The sequence below is a fragment of the Vibrio sp. 10N.286.51.C3 genome (assembly GCF_003050065.1).
Classification (GTDB): Bacteria; Pseudomonadota; Gammaproteobacteria; order Enterobacterales; family Vibrionaceae; genus Vibrio; species Vibrio crassostreae.
The window spans coordinates 294,768-311,272 of sequence record NZ_PIGC01000002.1; the positions used below are offsets into that span (position 1 = coordinate 294,768).

The following is a 16,505-nucleotide window of genomic DNA, read 5'->3' on the forward strand; positions in this document are numbered from 1 at the left end:
TCTTGTTCTCTTTGAAAATGGGCGAGAAGTATATACGGAAATCAGTGCTAGCCCAAATAGGATGGGGCTAAAACTTCAATAAACAATCAGCATCGACCGAGACGATACTTTTAAGAAACCAAATAATACAATGGCGCTCTGTATCGCCTTAAAACAAAGGGTAGCCAACGCTACCCTTTATGATTTTTAATTTATCGACCGTTTAACGAATCGATCAGGTTTTTTGCCTCTCGACGAATATCATCGCTACCGTCAACGATTGCCTCTTCTAGAAGCTTAATTGCACCTTGCGAGTCACTCATCTCGATGTAAATTTTAGCCAAATCAAGCTTACCTGCAGCCTCTGCGTTGCTATCAACATCATAGTTGCCAATGTCGCCGATAACGTCTGGGAATTCATTTAGGCCAACATCCAGTTTAAGCTCTTCATCATCCGGATTAATGACCTCTTCACCTTCTTGCTCGACTTGAGCCATCAGTTCATCAATGGTCATGTATTGCTTATCACGGCTGCTGCCTGATTCGGTTAGGTTGTCTTGTTGAGCCCAGTTCTCTTCTTTGATCTTCGGTTCAGCTTGCTGTTCAGCCGACGCCCAAATCTCTTGTTGGTCATCAGGCACATCATTATGCATGCTCGATTGTTGCTCTGGCGCTAGGTTAAAGCCTTTCCAGTCTTCGCCGCCAACTTCTAGCATGGCATCAATATCTAGCCCTGCACTATCAATCGATGTTGCATCCAATGGCTTATCGAACATGTTGTCGACAGAGTCTTGAACATCTTCAGAAAGCAACTCAGCTAATGCTGTCTCATCAAAGTCATCAAAGCCTTCTAGTGGCTCGTCTTGAACCGCTGCAGGCGTTGAGTTTAGCTCTGACGCAGCGCTCAGTGATTCTTCTGGCTGTGCAAAACCAGCCAACTCAGAATCTTGTGCATTCGAGAAATCTTCAGCGTGACTGAAGCTCTGCGGGTTTGAGAACAAATCATGCAACGCATCCTGCTCTTCGCCTTGTGGACTGAAAGACGTTAGCGGTGTTGGCTTCTCAGCAAAAGCATCAGAGATGGCTTCATCTTCACCGTATTCTGGTAAATCAAGTTCATTGAACTCTACGCCTTCATCTTCTGCTACTGGCTCAGCACTGCTTTGCTCAATATCATCTAAGACAGAATCGGCTTTCGCACTCTCTTCATCGTATTCAGGCAGATCAAGGTCATCGAATTCGAACTTCTCAGTGCCATCAGATAGATCTTGTTCTAATTGAGCTTCGTCTGGTTCGCTAACAACTTCAGCTAATGCATCTTCTTCACCGAATTCTGGCAGCTCAAAATCATCAAACGAGAACTCTTCTTCGCTTTCTGGTTTCGCAGTTTCAGCCTGTGGTGCAGCCTCTAGCTGAGGCTCAGCGGTTGGTTGCGATTCAACACTTGGTTGAGAGTCGATATCAGGCGTTGCTGGCTCTGATGTTGATTCAGCATCAGCTTCCGCCAGTGCGTCTTCTTCACTAAACTCTGGCAACTCAAAGTCATCAAACGAAAACTCTTCGTCGTCTTGACTCTTAGCTTCAGCTTGAGTCTCAACAGCAGGTACTACTGATTCTGGTGTTGCTTCAGCATCAGCTTCCGCCAGTGCGTCTTCTTCACCAAACTCAGGTAATTCGAAGTCATCAAACGAGAATTCGTCTTCGCTTTCTTGTTCTGCTACTTCCGCTTGTGGAGTAGCTTCAACTTGCGATTCAGCGTCTAATTTAGGTTCAACAACAGGTGCTACAGGTTCTGGTGTTGCGTCAGTTTCTGCTAATGCTTGTGGTGCAGACGTCTCATCTTCAATCAGCCAATCGTCGTCTTGTGGTACGCCAAATTCATTTGGAATAATTTCTGGCATATTGGCAGCACGAACTGGCTCTGGCTCTGGCTCTGGCTCTGGCTCTGGCTCTGGCTCTGGCTCTGGCTCTGGCAAGGATTCAACGACATCTTCAAACTGATCGCTACCTTGGATCTTCGGTTCAAAGTCAAAATCAGAGGTAACGTTCGCAGGCGACTCTACATCGTCGATCGCTTCAGCTAACCAATCTTCAACCGTCTCTTCATCATCGTCAGAGATATCATTTAAAGAGGATGGTGAAGCTTGATCTTCAAAGCTAGCAGCGATGTCTTCACGTTGCTCTTGGACGTCGGCTTCTTTCGGCTCTGGTTCTTGTTGTGCGGTTTCTTCTTGAACTCGCTCTTCAAAATCTGGTTTGTCAAAATCAGAATTCTCAGATAACAGCGAGTCGATATCCAGTTCATCATCTTCAACCGATGATTCAGTTTCTTCCGCTGATACTTGGTTGCTATCTGAAAGAGACGTTTGCTCTGGTTCAACCGTATTTTCAAGAGATGGTTCAGCTGGCTCTTCTGTCGCTGGCAGCGAATCGTTGTCATCAGAAGTCATTAACTCATCAATCAACGCTTCGTCTGTCGTTTCTAGCGAGTCATCAAGTAAAGCATCCGTTGCCGGTGCGACACCGAACAAATCATCGATAAAGTCATCACGATTAAAGTCTTCATCATTTTCTGGCTTAACGTCAGCACTTTCTTGGATCAGTTCCGAATCTAACGATTCATCACTAACGGCTTCAGGTTGTGGTGTTTCACTAATATCCGACGCGTGCTCAGGCTCAACTTCAGATTTTTCTGAGGTTAACGGAGTAAGGTCAACGTCTGAGCCCACTTCAGGTTCATCGTTGCCGTTGTCAAAACCAAAGGCTGCGTCTAGCTCTTTATCAAACGCATTCTCTTCAGATTCAAGCTCGTCTTCAATGCCAGTTGTCAGTAAGTCATCAAACGGGTCTAAAGATTCCGCTTTTGGGGCATCTGCTTCGTCTGCTGACAGCCCATCATCTGACAATTCACTATCAAGGAAGTCATCCAATAAGTCGGTACTTTCGGCATCAAGTTCGAAATCATCATCGTCAGAATCACCTATCAGTTCATCCAAGGTTTCCGTGCTGTCTTCTGCGATGTTTAGGTCATCATCGGTCGACAAACCAGAAAGCTCTTCAAGTTCAGATAATGAATCAAAACCTAAAGGCTCTCTTTCAGACTCATCACCCGATTCGTCTTCCAACATTTCATCAAGAAGGTCGGTCGAGTTACTTAGATCAACGTCATCCCCAGCCAATTGCTCATCAAGCAGATCAACGCTGTCTTGAGGTTCTTCATCTACGATTGGCTTATCGAACTGAGACAAAATGTTTTCGATATCATCATCAGACGCTAAACCACTGTTTAGGTTAGTGGCAATCTCATCGTCGTTATCGAGGTTGAAAGGGTCATTCGCTTGATCGTTCTGAGCGGCAACCTGGGCAAAGATGTCATCAATATCGTCATTTGCTGTCGGTGACGCAGGCTCAGGGCTCTGTTGTTCAGAGATTAGAGCATCAATATCAAAATCGTCATTGCTCAAATCAGCAGGCTTGGTATCGCTTTGTTGCTCTGAGATAAGTGCATCAATGTCAAAATCATCGCTTGCTGGTGCTTCAGTGTTAGACGGCGAATTACTTTGCTCTTCCGAAATCAACGCATCAATATCAAAGCTGTCATCATCTTCGTCATCAAGAGCAAACAGATCATCTAACAGAGACTGGTCTAGCTCGTTGGAGCCGAGATCTTCGGTTTCAGACTCTTGAGATAGTAAAGCTTCAATGTCATCAGCGGACATCGCGTTATTATCAGAAAGATCGAAGTCGACTTCATCTGTATCAAGTGCGCTTTCCGCTGTTTTATCGAGCGCGCGCTCCATCTCTTCAAGACCAAGAGCCTTCTCTTCGCCATTAACACTAATGCCGTTACTGCTGTCTAAATCAAGATCATCGAAGTTGGTGTCTAAATCACCGTTTTCGCCAATGCTGGCAAACGGGTCATCATCTTCACCGTCGAGGTTAAAATCGAGATCCGACTCATCTAAACCGGCAAAGACATCGTCTTCTTCAGCTAGCGCTTGATCGTCAAACAACTTGTTGGCGTCATCTTCCGTACCAAACAAATCATCGTCTAACGACAGCTCGTTAAGGTCATCCATCTCGTCGCCCAATGCAATAGGCGCGACGACGCTTGGTTCTGGCTGAATCGGTTGCTCTTGAGTAGTTTGCTGTTGCTCATCATTTTTAGAACGACGGCCTAACAACATCACAATGATCAAACCAAGTAGCAGACCTGGAATAATCGCAAGAGCCGCCACTAACCAACCATTCGATAACAATTCGTCCATGGCACTTGGTGCCATCTTTTCAATTTCGGCGTTCTTTCTGCGCTCTTCATCAAGCAGCTTTTCCACTTCGCTACGAATGCGGTCTTCATCACTGAGCTCAGTTTTTAGTTCATCAACTTCCGATTGAACATTCGACAACATCAAACGAAGTTGGTGGTTTTTCTCTTCAAGTGACAAGAGTTCAGTTTCTGAAAGCTCTAGCTGCTTCTCTAACTTGTTCATCTCTTGGGTTGGAGCGGATTGTTCTAGAGAAGACTGAGTTAGAGACAATGGTTTTTTTGCAGTTTCAGCAGAGCTTACTTGCTTGGCAGGAGTAGTATTTTTTGCATCAGAACTCGAGGTTTTTGGTTTTGAAGCGACAGGCTTGCTCGCAGGAGCATCAAGCTTAGCAAGATGTGAGTTCATGATGTTGATAGCTTGCTGCGTCGAACTTGCACGTGTTTGCTCTAAAGAAGGCACACGTAAATTGCTGGCAGGCAGCAGACTATGGATATTCTGGTTTTCAAACGCTTGTGGGTTTAAGCGATAAATAGCCAACAGGGTTTGTTGGACTGAAACGGAGTTATCAGGGCGTAACTTTGAAGCAATAGACCACAATGTCTCTGAGCCGCGAGTTGGACCATAGAAACGTGAAGGCTCAGCGCTATTCGATTGCGCTCTTTGAAGAGGTTCTGAAAACGTAGGCGCTGATTGTATCTGACCATTAGGCCCTACAACTCGAATGGAATCTGCACGAACAACGGAAATCTGAGTCGCAATGATAAAGGCAAAAGGCATTAACCACGGCTTGAAAATTTGAAACATAAAAGGCTCAGCTAGGTGCTTAAATTCGGAAAAGTGATGATCTATTAAATATATCGGATAAATGACGTAAAACTATAGAGATGAAAACAAAAAATGTGTTGCAGCAACAATATTCGCAGCAATTTCACACAATTTGACTAACAATATTTTTAATCGATTAAAAAAGCCCCACTAAAGAGTGAGGCTTGTTTATCAAAGCAATAAAGCTTAGAAGTAATCGCGAATCAGAACTTCAGCGATTTGAACTGCGTTTGTTGCCGCGCCTTTACGAACGTTATCAGCTACAACCCACATGTTCACGCCGCTGTGATGGCTGATGTCGTTACGAATACGACCAACCATTATGTGGTCTTTACCACCGGCATCACGAACTTGAGTTGGGAAGTCTAGCGCTTGGAATACTTCAACACCTTCTGTGTTCTCTAGAAGCTGAACCACTTGCTCTGCACCGATAGGCGCGCGAGTTTCAATGTGTAGAGATTCTGCGTGACCGTAGAATACTGGTACGCGAACACAAGTCGGGTTCACTGTGATTGAAGAATCAGCAAAGATTTTTTGAGTTTCCCAAACCATCTTCATCTCTTCACGCGTGTAGCCGTTCTCTGTAAATTCATCGATTTGAGGAATACAGTTGAAAGCGATCTGTTGTGAGAACGCTGAATTTTCAGCTGGCATGCCGTTAAGAAGCTTAGCCGTTTGACCCGCTAGCTCATCGATACCTGGCTTACCTGCACCAGACACAGATTGGTAAGTTGAAACGTTAATACGCTCAAGGCCCACTTCATCGTGAATTGGTTTTAGCGCTACTACCATTTGGATAGTCGAGCAGTTAGGGTTCGCGATGATGTTACGGTTACGGAACTCAGCAATTGCTTCAGGGTTCACTTCAGGCACAACCAGAGGAACATCGTATTCGTAACGGAAACGTGATGTGTTATCGATAACAACAACACCTTCATCAGCAGCAATTGGAGCCCAACGCTCTGAAAGTTCGCTACCTGCAGAGAAAAACGCAATATGTACTTGAGACCAATCGAAGTCTTCTACGTTTTGTACTTGTATTGTTTTGCCGTTAAAACGGGAAGTTTTGCCTTCACTACGTTCACTTGCTAGTAAGTGCAGTTCACCGACAGGGAATTTACGCTCTTTAAGTACTTCAAGAATGGTTTCACCAACCGCACCAGTCGCACCTAAAATAGCAATATTAAATTCTTGGCTCATTGTTTCTCTCTTTTATAAAGTTGGCTTTACCATAAAACCGAGTTTAGATAACGGCGTTAAATTACAAGATTCGTCGCCCGTTAACTCGACTGCACTGTATTCTCTGCGGTCCCAATATTCTTTACGCATCTTGTCAAAAGAACCCGGCGTAGCGATATTGCGACGGAATAAGGCGTCGTCTTTGCGCACATCATAGATCAACTGAGTCAAATTGTGCAGTGTTGCTTCATCCCAAGCTCTATCTAATTTCATTTGAGGTACAGGCGCTGTCGGCAATAAGTCACTTGCATACGCACGCTGTTCAGTACCTAAAAACTCACAATAACTGTTGAAGATCATCGTGGTACCACGCGCTTTACCCTCTAAACCGTAGCCCGCTACGTGAGGAGTTGCAAAAGCGAGTAACGGAAGAAGTTCAAAGTCGACTTCAGGTTCAAATTCAAACACATCAAGAACCGCAGTAAATCCATCAGCTTTTTGTAAACGAGCTTTTAGCGCTTGGTTATCCACCACAGGGCCACGAGCGGCATTAATCAGAATTTGATCAGCACGTAAGTTGTTCAGCACTTGATCATTGATCAAGTGATGCGTTGGAAACTCACCCGTCTTAGTGATTGGCGTGTGCAATGTAATAACGTCTGATTGCTCAAGCAGAGTCTCTAGCTCAGTAAATTCGCGAGAATCACCCTCTTGTTGTTTTAGAGGATCGTTCAGCAGAACTTTAATACCTATGCCTTCTAAGCACTTCGCTAAGTAGCTGCCCACTTGACCACAGCCGATAATACCAACCGTTTTATCAAAAACAGAGAAGCCTTGCTGCTGCGCAAGAACCATCATCGCACTGAACGCGTACTCAGCAACACCCACCTTGTTACAGCCAGGAGCCGCAGTAAAGAAAATGCCACGCTCTTTCATCAATTCTTGGTCAACGTGATCCATACCAGCCGTCGCAGTCCCGACAAACTTCAGCTTATTGGCTTTGCTGATTAATGACTCGTTTACTTTGGTAACAGAGCGAATCATCAATGCGTCTACGTCAACTAGGTCGTCAGCTGTTAATGTGCGACCAGACTTCATTGTCACTTCCCCTAGCTGGCTAAATAGCGCTTCAGCGTAAGGCATATTTTCGTCGATTAAGATTTTCATTTGGCGAGTACTTTCGTTGGGGTCTATCGACCTAAATGTGAATTGAAATGATTGTGCAAAATTCCACACACGGTGTCGAGTAGCAATTGGAATACATTATAAATAAAGGGCTGAATCGGCTAGCCTTGACAGACAAGAACCGAAACCAAAGTGAACACCCAAGATCAAACGGCTAAAACGAAAAATGCCCGATTGAATAAACAATCGGGCAAACATCCAGAACAAAAGGATCCTATCTCGCTCTCCAGGAGACAGAGTCTTGCGTCTGTTCAACCAGTACTAACTAAGTCACTACTGATCAAGCTCTGGAAACCTTTCAACTTTTAAACCTAGATTTAAAACCCATGTTTATAAAGCTTTGTTCTGTGGTTCATAATTAATGAGTTACCTGTGCGTGTTGAATCTACACTCGCGTAACCCTTTAACGATTAACCTTTGTATATCTGACTCAAGCCTAAATTAAGCTTGGTACTTTTTGATTACTAGCGTTGCGTTCGTACCGCCGAAACCAAAGCTGTTAGACATAACCGTTGTTAGCTCTTGTTCACGAGCTTCAGTTACGATATCTAGGCCAGCAGCTGCTTCGTCTAGGTTAGAAACGTTAATGCTTGGAGCGATGAAGCCGTTGTCTAGCATTAGCGTTGAGTAAATCGCTTCGTGTACGCCAGCTGCACCTAGAGCGTGACCTGTCATCGCTTTAGTTGCAGAAATTGCTGGGCTGTTACCGCCGCCATTACCTTGAGAGAAAACTTCTTGGATAGCGCCTAGCTCTTTCACGTCGCCAACTGGAGTTGAAGTACCGTGAGTGTTCACGTAGTCAACGCCATCAACGTTTTGCATAGCCATCTTCATACAACGAACCGCGCCTTCACCAGAAGGAGCAACCATGTCGTAGCCATCTGAAGTTGCGCCGTAACCTACGATCTCACCGTAGATTTTTGCGCCACGAGCAACTGCGTGCTCAAGCTCTTCGATTACTAGCATGCCGCCACCACCAGAGATAACGAAACCGTCACGGTCTGCATCATAAGTACGAGAAGCCAGCTCAGGAGTGTCGTTGTACTTAGTAGAAAGTGCGCCCATTGCGTCGAACATCATAGTCAGAGACCAATCCAGTTCTTCACCGCCACCAGCGAATACAACGTCTTGCTTACCAAGTTGGATAAGCTCCATTGCGTGACCAATACAGTGTGCAGATGTCGCACATGCAGAGCTCATAGAGTAGTTCACACCACGGATTTTGAAAGGAGTTGCTAGACAAGCAGAAACCGTAGAAGCCATTGTACGTGGAACCATATATGGACCAACGCGCTTCACGCCTTTCTCACGAATGATGTCTACCGCGTTTACTTGGTTTAGAGATGAAGCACCACCTGAACCCGCAACGATACCCGTGCGGTCATTAGATACTTGATCTTCAGTTAAACCAGAATCAGCAATTGCTTGCTCCATTGAAAGATAAGCGAATGCCGCTGCATCACCCATAAAGCGCATTTTTTTGCGATCGATATGGTCAGCAGGGTTCATTTTTAGGTTACCCCATACTTGAGAGCGCAAGCCATTTTCCTTGAACTGCTCTGAAGCGGTAATACCAGATTTACCCTCTTTCAGTGATGCTAAAACTTCTTCGACGTTGTTACCGATACTTGAAACAATACCCATACCGGTGATTACGACTCGTTTCATGTGACATTCCTATAATTCTAAATTCAGCTAGATGATAACTAAGAAGCCTAACAAAAGTGGTCAGCTTTCCTAGAAATTCGTACAATCCCTACCAACATATCGCTTCAAATCACAAAATGATAGATTTTATGACTTCAATTACTAATGCAGAACTGGAATGGAATGAGTCTGGCACGCCAGTTTCAGACCAATTTGACGACGTTTACTTCTCCAATGTTAACGGTTTAGAAGAAACTCGCTACGTCTTTTTAAAGCAAAACCACCTTCCAGAGCGTTGGCTTGAACATGAACAACGCCGTTTTGTGATTGCAGAAACCGGCTTTGGCACAGGTTTGAACTTTCTTGCAGTTTGGCAATGGTTCGATGCTTTTCTTAAAGATAACCCACAAGCGATGACCAAAGAGTTACATTTCATCAGTTTTGAAAAATATCCTTTAAATAAAGAGGATCTCATCAAAGCACACCAATCGTGGCCAGAATTAGCCGAGTATGCGACGCAACTCCAACAACACTACCCTATCGCCCTGCCTGAATGTCACCGCATTGTGCTTGGCGACGGTGCAATCACGCTTGATTTATGGTTTGGCGATATTAAAGATTGCATGCCTAACGTACCAACCCCACGTGAAGGTTTGGTTGATGCTTGGTTCTTAGACGGTTTTGCTCCGAGCAAGAACCCAGAGATGTGGAATCAAAACCTATTCAACGGTATGGCCAAGCTCGCCAAGCAAGATTGTAGTTGCGCGACTTTCACCGCGGCTGGCTTTGTGCGCCGTGGCTTAATTGAAGCTGGCTTTGAAATGAAGAAGGTCAAAGGTTTTGGCACCAAGCGAGAAATGATTGCAGGCCGACTTGGCGAAAAGCATGCTCACACCAACATCAAACCTTGGTATGGCCTATCACAGCACAACGAATCGCAAGACATCGCTATCATCGGTGGTGGTGTTGCTAGTGCAGCACTCGCTAAAACGCTGAGCCGCCGTGGTAAAGACATCACGCTTTATTGTGAGCACCCACAAGCAGCGGGTAATGCATCAGGCAACAATCAAGGTGCGATTTATCCATTGTTAAGCGAAGCCACCTCGAACGTGTCTCGCGTGTTTGGACCAGGCTTACTGTTTGCTCGCCAGTTCATTAATCAGGCGGCGCAATCTATTCAGTTTGACCACAGTTGGTGTGGCGTGAACATTTTGATGTGGGACGAAGGCTCCACTAAAAAGCTCAACCGCATGTTGGAAGGCAATTTCCATACAGATTTGATTCAGCGTTTATCGCCAGAACAAGCGAATGAAAAGATTGGCCTACCGGTCGATAAAGAGAGCGTTTACTTCCCACTGGGTGGTTGGTTGAGCCCTCTGCAACTGACACAAGGCCTGATCGGGAAGTTAGAAGAGACCCACCAAGTTAGCACTCACTATCAACATCAAGTGACTCAACTAGAATGGCTCGAAACTGAACAACAATGGTTGCTCATCATTGAGACACCACAAGGTGAGATTCAAACCAAGCATGACCAAGTGGTGGTTGCGAACGGCCACAAGTTCACTCAGTTTGAGCAGACTCAGCCAGTACCACTGACACCGGTTAAAGGTCAAGTGAGCCACATTCCGACCACGGATAACCTCAGTAAACTAAAAACCGTGTTGTGCTTTGATGGTTACTTAACACCACAAAACCCAAACAATGGACACCATTGTATTGGCGCAAACTACGACAAAACCAACATCGACCAAGAGTTTGATATTGAGGTTCAGCAACATAATGGCGAGCGTCTGCATGGGTCACTGCCAGACCAAGCATGGACAAAAGATGTCGATACCAGTAGCAACCTAGCGCGCCAAGGTATCCGTAGCGTGAGCCGTGACCACTTGCCATTTGTTGGCAATGTGGGCGATTTCGAAGCCATTAAAGATCAGTACCAAGATCTACACAACTTTAACCCACAGCGTGACTCGGTTGATGATGTTGAAACGGTGACAAGCTTCCCTAACCTATACTGTTTTATCGGATTAGGCTCACGTGGCTTGAGCTCTGCGCCATTATTGGCTGAAGTGTTAGCATCACAAATTTGTGGCGATCCGCTTCCCTTACCTGTCGATGTGCTTGAAGCGATTCACCCAAGCAGAATGTGGGTACGCAGGCTGCGTAAAGGTAAAGCATTAACCGCTGGCTGGGTTGCAGATAAGCACTCAAAAACAAATCAGTAGTTTCTAGTTCAACTATTCTGAATATCTAAATATTGGAAATACCTGAAACTAAAAGCTAAAAAGCCCGAGCGACATTATGTCCCTCGGGCTTTTTGTTGTTCGTGTTGATCTAACTTGTATTTACAGCTTAGCAACCGCGTCTTTGATCTGCTGAGCAATCTCTTCGTTGCTGATAGAACCAGACTCAAAATCAAAGTTATCGTAGAAGCTTGGTACTGAAACTGACGCTTTTACGTTTCCGCCAAAGTATGGCGCTGAACCTGTTGCTGCGCCAAGTACCGTTTGTGCACCGCCTGGGCCAGGTGAAGTCGCTAAGTAAACCGCCGGCTTCTCGCCAAACACAGAGCGCTCAATGCGTGTCGCCCAATCAAATAGGTTTTTGTACGCAGCTGGGTAGTGGCCGTTGTGCTCAGCAAAAGAGATAACAAACGCATCTGCTTCAGCTAAATCACGTAAGAATGCTTGTGCGCCTTCCGCTTGGCCAATCTCTTTTTCAGTGTCTTCACTGAACATAGGAACGTTGTAATCGTTGATGTTTAGAACTTTAACTTCAGCACCTTCAATCAAGTTAGCTGCGTAAGTTGCTAGAGTTTTGTTGATAGAAGTAGAGCTTGTGCTTGCGCCGAATGCGATAACTTTCATGATGTGACCTTTTCTGTAAATCCGTTAAGTGGGATTAGAATAACGTAGTCAGAAAATGGAACCATCACAAGGATTGAACGGACTCATTCAAAAATTTCGAATGAGTCTCAAATAATTAACAGCTCAGCAAAATGGAAAGGAAGGGACTGAGCGGATAGTGATAAATTGTTAGCTATTAAGCTTGGTTTTGCAGTTCAACCCAAAGGTCATTAACGATGGTGCGATCTGCTGGCGTTAGTTCAGAGCGAGCGTCATCTAGGCTCTTCTCGATGCGTGCTTTTACTTCAGCTACGTCTTCAATGCCTTCTTCTTCACATGAAGCCACTGACAGAGAAATATGACCACGTAAGTAACCACCAGCAAACAGTTCATCGTCTGATGCGTTTTCAATGCGAGCATCAATTACTTCAAGTAGTTTTTCTTCAAATTCGATAATCATAATATTCTCTTATTTCACAATAAATTGGCTAGTACATAAAGGTTCTACATCGTAGAAGCTGCGTAATGCTTCAGAGAGCATTTTTACGCGAGGCGGAAGGCCAGCTTCAAAGATACCCATGACTTCGCTGTGTACTTTATTCATAAAGGCCAAACGATCTGGCTCAAAATCGCCGTGTAGATTGTCACAGCTGACATTAAAAGGAAAGCCTGCGCTCATCGCAATGATCCATTCATACGCTTGTGGGCGAATTTCTACTTTTTCAAACTCAGCTTGAACCGACTCAGTTCGACCATCAGGCTCATACCAATAGCCAAAATCTTCCAACAAACGACGCTCAGGACCAGCGACACACCAGTGCGCTATCTCGTGAAGTGCAGACGCATAAAATCCGCGAGCAAATACGATACGGTGATGAAGAACCTCCCCATCGGCTGGCAGGTAAATAGGCTCGTCTGCACCCAGTTCGAGTTTGGTATTGTAACTCTCGAAAAAGGTTTGATTGAAAATATCGATGATGTCTGGGTATTGGTGCGTCATAAAATCAAATTTAAGTAAAAAGAACCGGGGCATTTTGCGTTTTTTTAAGCGCTCGGTAAAGCCCTATCACGAGCAATGGCATTAGGTTGCCCCCAATACTTTACTGTGACAATCGATTGCTGATCCCAGATTACACTACTTTGAGGCGAATGATTAGTTTAGCTAATCTGAAACACCCATTCACGGTACAAATATTCATTCGTCAATCAGCGTTTTTACTACTACACTCGCGCTTCATTTTTATATCCCTAAGGCCTATAAGACTCCAATTTATAGACCTATATTATAGAGCTACAGCAATGCTACTAAGTGTTTTGTATATCATTGGCATCACGGCAGAAGCCATGACCGGCGCTCTCAGTGCTGGCAAACAAAAAATGGATTGGTTTGGTGTAATGTTGGTTGCCAGTGCAACGGCAATTGGCGGCGGTACAGTACGAGATATCTTACTCGGCCATTACCCTTTAGGTTGGGTTGAAAACCCACAGTATCTGGCAATCACCTGTATCGCAGGTGTTATTACAACCGGACTGGCTAAATGGGTTATCAAGCTCAAAGGGCTATTCATTCGTTTAGATGCACTAGGGCTTATCGTGTTCAGTATCATTGGTACTAAAGTAGCGATGACCATGGGTCTACATCCAATGATCTGCATGGTGTCTGCGCTAGTCACGGGTGTCTTTGGTGGTTTACTGCGCGACCTTATCTGTCGTCAAACACCATTGGTGTTGCATGAAGAGCTGTATGCCTCTGTTGCACTTGTCGCTTCAGGTTTATATCTAGGTTTGCTTGAACTTGGCATTAACGACGTAACCGCGACGATTGTGACGCTTGTAGTTGGTTACTTGCTGCGTATGGCAGCTGTACGATTCAAGTGGCGTTTACCTTCGTTCCAGCTTGATCCTGAAAGCTCGGTACATTAAATGATATATTCTCAATTACGCAGAATATAAAAAGGGTTGCTTCATCACGAAGCAACCCTCTTTGTTTTTATCAAATCAGTTTCAAATCTGTTCTGATTACAACGAAGCAGAACTAGATTTTTGGCGTTTCAGTTGTCACACCAAAGTTTTGACCACGGTGACGTAGCAAGTGATCAAGCAATACAATCGCTAACATCGCTTCTGCGATCGGCACGGCACGGATACCTACACATGGGTCATGACGACCTTTAGTGATTAGTTGCGTTGCTTCACCGTCTTTAGTGATCGTGTCACCAGGAACGGTAATGCTTGATGTTGGTTTAAGCGCAATGCTTGCAACAATATCTTGGCCAGTAGAAATACCACCTAAGATACCGCCAGCATGGTTGCTGCTGAAACCTTCTGGCGTTAATGGATCACGGTGTTCACTACCGCGTTGATTAACGACGTCAAAGCCATCACCAATCTCAACACCTTTCACCGCATTGATGCTCATTAGAGCGTGAGCAATGTCAGCATCTAGACGATCAAAAATTGGCTCACCAAGGCCTACAGGCACTTTAGTCGCAACCACTTGAATCTTCGCACCAATCGAGTTGCCTTCTTTTAGCAAGTCACGAATCAGTTGATCAAATTCTGGTACTTTGTCGGCATCTGGGCAGAAGAAAGCGTTGTTTTCAATCTCGTTCCAATCCACTTTATCAATTGAGATATCACCCATTTGAGAAAGGTATGCTTGGATTTCAACACCAAATTCTTGTTTTAGGTATTTCTTCGCTATTGCACCTGCAGCAACGCGCATTGCAGTTTCACGAGCTGAAGAACGACCACCACCTCGGTAATCACGTACACCGTACTTTTGATGGTACGTATAGTCAGCGTGGCCTGGGCGGAACTTGTCTTTAATTTCGGAATAGTCTTTAGAGCGTTGGTCTGTATTTTCAATCAATAGACCAATAGAAGTGCCCGTAGTTTGGCCTTCAAATACACCTGATAAGATTTTCACTTCATCCGCTTCACGGCGAGCCGTTGTATAACGAGAAGTACCAGGGCGACGACGATCCAAATCTCTTTGAAGGTCTGCTTCGGTAATTTCTAATCCTGGTGGGCACCCATCTACGATACATCCTAGTGCGATACCGTGACTTTCTCCGAACGTGGTCACGCGGAAATGTTGTCCGATACTGTTTCCTGCCATTACTTCCTCTAAATCAGCTATTGAGCAGAAGGTTTGATTCCGAAACCGACTGGCTAACAGCTTTACTTGTCTATTCTTCGTGAATTCATAGTGGCTTTATTACCAAATGATGTAAACCCCAAAAAACGAACAATTTTAACTTTCTATTACATGAGCCGAATGAAATGAATAACGCGGGGAAATGAGTGGCGCTTTGAGAAGAGTATTTTTATTATGGTAAGAAAGCAAAAAACCCGACAACTCGGAGAGTTATCGGGTTTCTTTAAATAATGGCACGCCCTGAAGGATTCGAACCTTCGACCACCTCCTTAGAAGGGAGGTGCTCTATCCAGCTGAGCTAAGGGCGCGCTACAGGAACGAATTATACGAATTCGAATCAGTAAAGCAACGGCTTTATGTAACATTCTGATCTAAGTGAGTAAAAAAAGGGCAACAAACATATAAGTGTTGGAAAATAGAACAAAGCAAACGTTTGCTTGATGGTAATCAAAAAGATTTTCTGGAATAATGCGCCAAAAACATCAGCCACTAACTTGAATATCAATACTAAGGAAATTCATGACTGCTCAAAATATTGATGGAAAGCTAATTTCTCAAACGGTTCGCTCCGAAGTTGCTGCACGTGTAAAAGCTCGTACTGAAGCTGGATTACGCGCTCCGGGCCTAGCGGTTGTTTTAGTGGGTGAAGACCCTGCTTCTCAGGTTTACGTTGGAAGTAAGCGTAAAGCGTGTGAAGAAGTTGGCTTCGTGTCTAAATCTTACGACTTGCCAGCCACTGCGACAGAAGACGAATTGTTAACACTGGTAGACCAACTGAACCAAGACCCAGAGATCGACGGTATTCTGGTTCAACTGCCTCTACCTGCTGGTATTGATAGCACTCACGTTCTTGAGCGTATCACGCCAGAAAAAGACGTTGATGGCTTCCACCCATACAATGTCGGCCGTTTGGCTCAGCGTATGCCTAAGCTTCGCTCTTGTACGCCAAAAGGCATCATCACGCTGCTTGACCGTTACAACATCGATTTACGTGGTAAGCACGCGGTTGTCGTTGGCGCATCAAACATCGTAGGTCGCCCAATGACGCTAGAGCTCCTTCTAGCAGGTTGTACAACGACAACATGTCACCGCTTCACCAAAGACCTTGAAGGCCACGTGCGTCAAGCAGACGTTGTTGTAGTTGCAGTAGGTAAGCCAAACTTCATTCCAGGTGCTTGGATCAAGAAAGGCGCTGTTGTGGTCGATGTGGGTATCAACCGTTTGGAATCTGGCAAACTAGTGGGTGACGTTGAATACGACGTAGCGAAAGAAAGCGCAAGCTTCATCACGCCTGTACCGGGTGGTGTTGGTCCAATGACGGTGGCGAGCCTAATCGAGAACACCATGATCGCTTGTGAGCAATTTCACTCGAAGTAATCCGCAGCGCATATAAATAAAATTAGAAGGCCGCAA

General features: G+C 45.0%; 11 protein-coding genes, 1 tRNA gene and 1 pseudogene. 4 read left to right on the forward strand and 9 right to left on the reverse strand.

Annotated elements, in window-relative coordinates; genetic code table 11:
• Positions 1–191 precede the first annotated feature (191 nt).
• The 3 genes from CWO27_RS03045 to CWO27_RS03055 all read right to left on the reverse strand — a co-directional run bounded on the left by CWO27_RS03045 (position 192) and on the right by CWO27_RS03055 (position 7,418).
• Positions 192–5,051, reverse strand: a complete 4,860-nt coding sequence (locus tag CWO27_RS03045; protein WP_107898529.1) for a FimV/HubP family polar landmark protein — start codon at positions 5,049–5,051, stop codon at positions 192–194.
• A gap of 207 nt (positions 5,052–5,258) precedes the next feature.
• Positions 5,259–6,272 carry an aspartate-semialdehyde dehydrogenase gene (locus CWO27_RS03050; RefSeq protein WP_052878954.1) on the reverse strand — a complete coding sequence of 338 codons (1,014 nt, stop codon included), beginning with the start codon at positions 6,270–6,272 and terminating at the stop codon, positions 5,259–5,261.
• Positions 6,273–6,284: 12 nt separating this feature from the next.
• Entirely contained in the window at positions 6,285–7,418 is a 1,134-nt protein-coding gene (locus CWO27_RS03055; protein ID WP_048660828.1) for a 4-phosphoerythronate dehydrogenase, read from the reverse strand.
• An 86-nt stretch (positions 7,419–7,504) separates the two neighbouring features.
• Between CWO27_RS03055 and CWO27_RS23880 the strand changes: the two are divergent.
• A pseudogene (locus tag CWO27_RS23880) lies at positions 7,505–7,798 on the forward strand (hypothetical protein).
• Between the two features lie 79 nt (positions 7,799–7,877).
• On the opposite strand, the gene fabB reads toward CWO27_RS23880, so the two are convergent.
• Positions 7,878–9,104 (reverse strand): beta-ketoacyl-ACP synthase I, encoded by a 1,227-nt coding sequence (gene fabB, locus CWO27_RS03065; protein WP_057622324.1) that lies wholly within the window; start codon positions 9,102–9,104, stop codon positions 7,878–7,880.
• A 56-nt stretch (positions 9,105–9,160) separates the two neighbouring features.
• On the opposite strand from fabB, the gene mnmC reads away from it, so the two are divergent.
• Positions 9,161–11,311, forward strand: a complete 2,151-nt coding sequence (gene mnmC / locus CWO27_RS03070; protein ID WP_102433598.1) for a bifunctional tRNA (5-methylaminomethyl-2-thiouridine)(34)-methyltransferase MnmD/FAD-dependent 5-carboxymethylaminomethyl-2-thiouridine(34) oxidoreductase MnmC — start codon at positions 9,161–9,163, stop codon at positions 11,309–11,311.
• A 120-nt stretch (positions 11,312–11,431) separates the two neighbouring features.
• Here mnmC and CWO27_RS03075 read toward each other — a convergent pair whose 3' ends face one another.
• The 3 genes from CWO27_RS03075 to CWO27_RS03085 all read right to left on the reverse strand — a co-directional run bounded on the left by CWO27_RS03075 (position 11,432) and on the right by CWO27_RS03085 (position 12,932).
• Complete coding sequence (locus CWO27_RS03075) at positions 11,432–11,953, reverse strand: NADPH-dependent FMN reductase (RefSeq protein ID WP_017632536.1); 522 nt, start codon at positions 11,951–11,953, stop codon at positions 11,432–11,434.
• Positions 11,954–12,128: 175 nt separating this feature from the next.
• Positions 12,129–12,392: a YfcL family protein gene (locus CWO27_RS03080; protein WP_017632537.1), complete on the reverse strand. Its 264-nt coding sequence runs from the start codon at positions 12,390–12,392 to the stop codon at positions 12,129–12,131.
• Positions 12,393–12,401: 9 nt separating this feature from the next.
• Positions 12,402–12,932 carry an elongation factor P hydroxylase gene (locus tag CWO27_RS03085; protein ID WP_102433596.1) on the reverse strand — a complete coding sequence of 177 codons (531 nt, stop codon included), beginning with the start codon at positions 12,930–12,932 and terminating at the stop codon, positions 12,402–12,404.
• A gap of 299 nt (positions 12,933–13,231) precedes the next feature.
• Between CWO27_RS03085 and CWO27_RS03090 the strand changes: the two genes are divergently transcribed.
• Entirely contained in the window at positions 13,232–13,855 is a 624-nt protein-coding gene (locus CWO27_RS03090) for a trimeric intracellular cation channel family protein (protein WP_004734183.1), read from the forward strand.
• A 112-nt stretch (positions 13,856–13,967) separates the two neighbouring features.
• Here CWO27_RS03090 and aroC read toward each other — a convergent pair whose 3' ends face one another.
• Both aroC and CWO27_RS03100 read right to left on the reverse strand, forming a co-directional pair.
• Complete coding sequence (gene aroC / locus CWO27_RS03095) at positions 13,968–15,053, reverse strand: chorismate synthase (RefSeq protein ID WP_004734182.1); 1,086 nt, start codon at positions 15,051–15,053, stop codon at positions 13,968–13,970.
• Between the two features lie 270 nt (positions 15,054–15,323).
• Positions 15,324–15,400 (reverse strand) — tRNA-Arg (locus CWO27_RS03100).
• Between the two features lie 211 nt (positions 15,401–15,611).
• Between CWO27_RS03100 and folD the strand changes: the two genes are divergently transcribed.
• Positions 15,612–16,469, forward strand: a complete 858-nt coding sequence (gene folD, locus CWO27_RS03105; protein ID WP_017629535.1) for a bifunctional methylenetetrahydrofolate dehydrogenase/methenyltetrahydrofolate cyclohydrolase FolD — start codon at positions 15,612–15,614, stop codon at positions 16,467–16,469.
• The last annotated feature ends 36 nt before the right edge of the window (positions 16,470–16,505 follow it).

Coding starts and splice junctions, on each gene's coding strand:
- CWO27_RS03045 (WP_107898529.1), bottom strand. CDS start 5,051: ATGTTTCAAATTTTCAAGCCGTGGTTAATGCCTTTTGCCTTTATCATT.
- CWO27_RS03050 (WP_052878954.1), bottom strand. CDS start 6,272: ATGAGCCAAGAATTTAATATTGCTATTTTAGGTGCGACTGGTGCGGTT.
- CWO27_RS03055 (WP_048660828.1), bottom strand. CDS start 7,418: ATGAAAATCTTAATCGACGAAAATATGCCTTACGCTGAAGCGCTATTT.
- fabB (WP_057622324.1), bottom strand. CDS start 9,104: ATGAAACGAGTCGTAATCACCGGTATGGGTATTGTTTCAAGTATCGGT.
- CWO27_RS03075 (WP_017632536.1), bottom strand. CDS start 11,953: ATGAAAGTTATCGCATTCGGCGCAAGCACAAGCTCTACTTCTATCAAC.
- CWO27_RS03080 (WP_017632537.1), bottom strand. CDS start 12,392: ATGATTATCGAATTTGAAGAAAAACTACTTGAAGTAATTGATGCTCGC.
- CWO27_RS03085 (WP_102433596.1), bottom strand. CDS start 12,932: ATGACGCACCAATACCCAGACATCATCGATATTTTCAATCAAACCTTT.
- CWO27_RS03090 (WP_004734183.1), top strand. CDS start 13,232: ATGCTACTAAGTGTTTTGTATATCATTGGCATCACGGCAGAAGCCATG.
- aroC (WP_004734182.1), bottom strand. CDS start 15,053: ATGGCAGGAAACAGTATCGGACAACATTTCCGCGTGACCACGTTCGGA.
- folD (WP_017629535.1), top strand. CDS start 15,612: ATGACTGCTCAAAATATTGATGGAAAGCTAATTTCTCAAACGGTTCGC.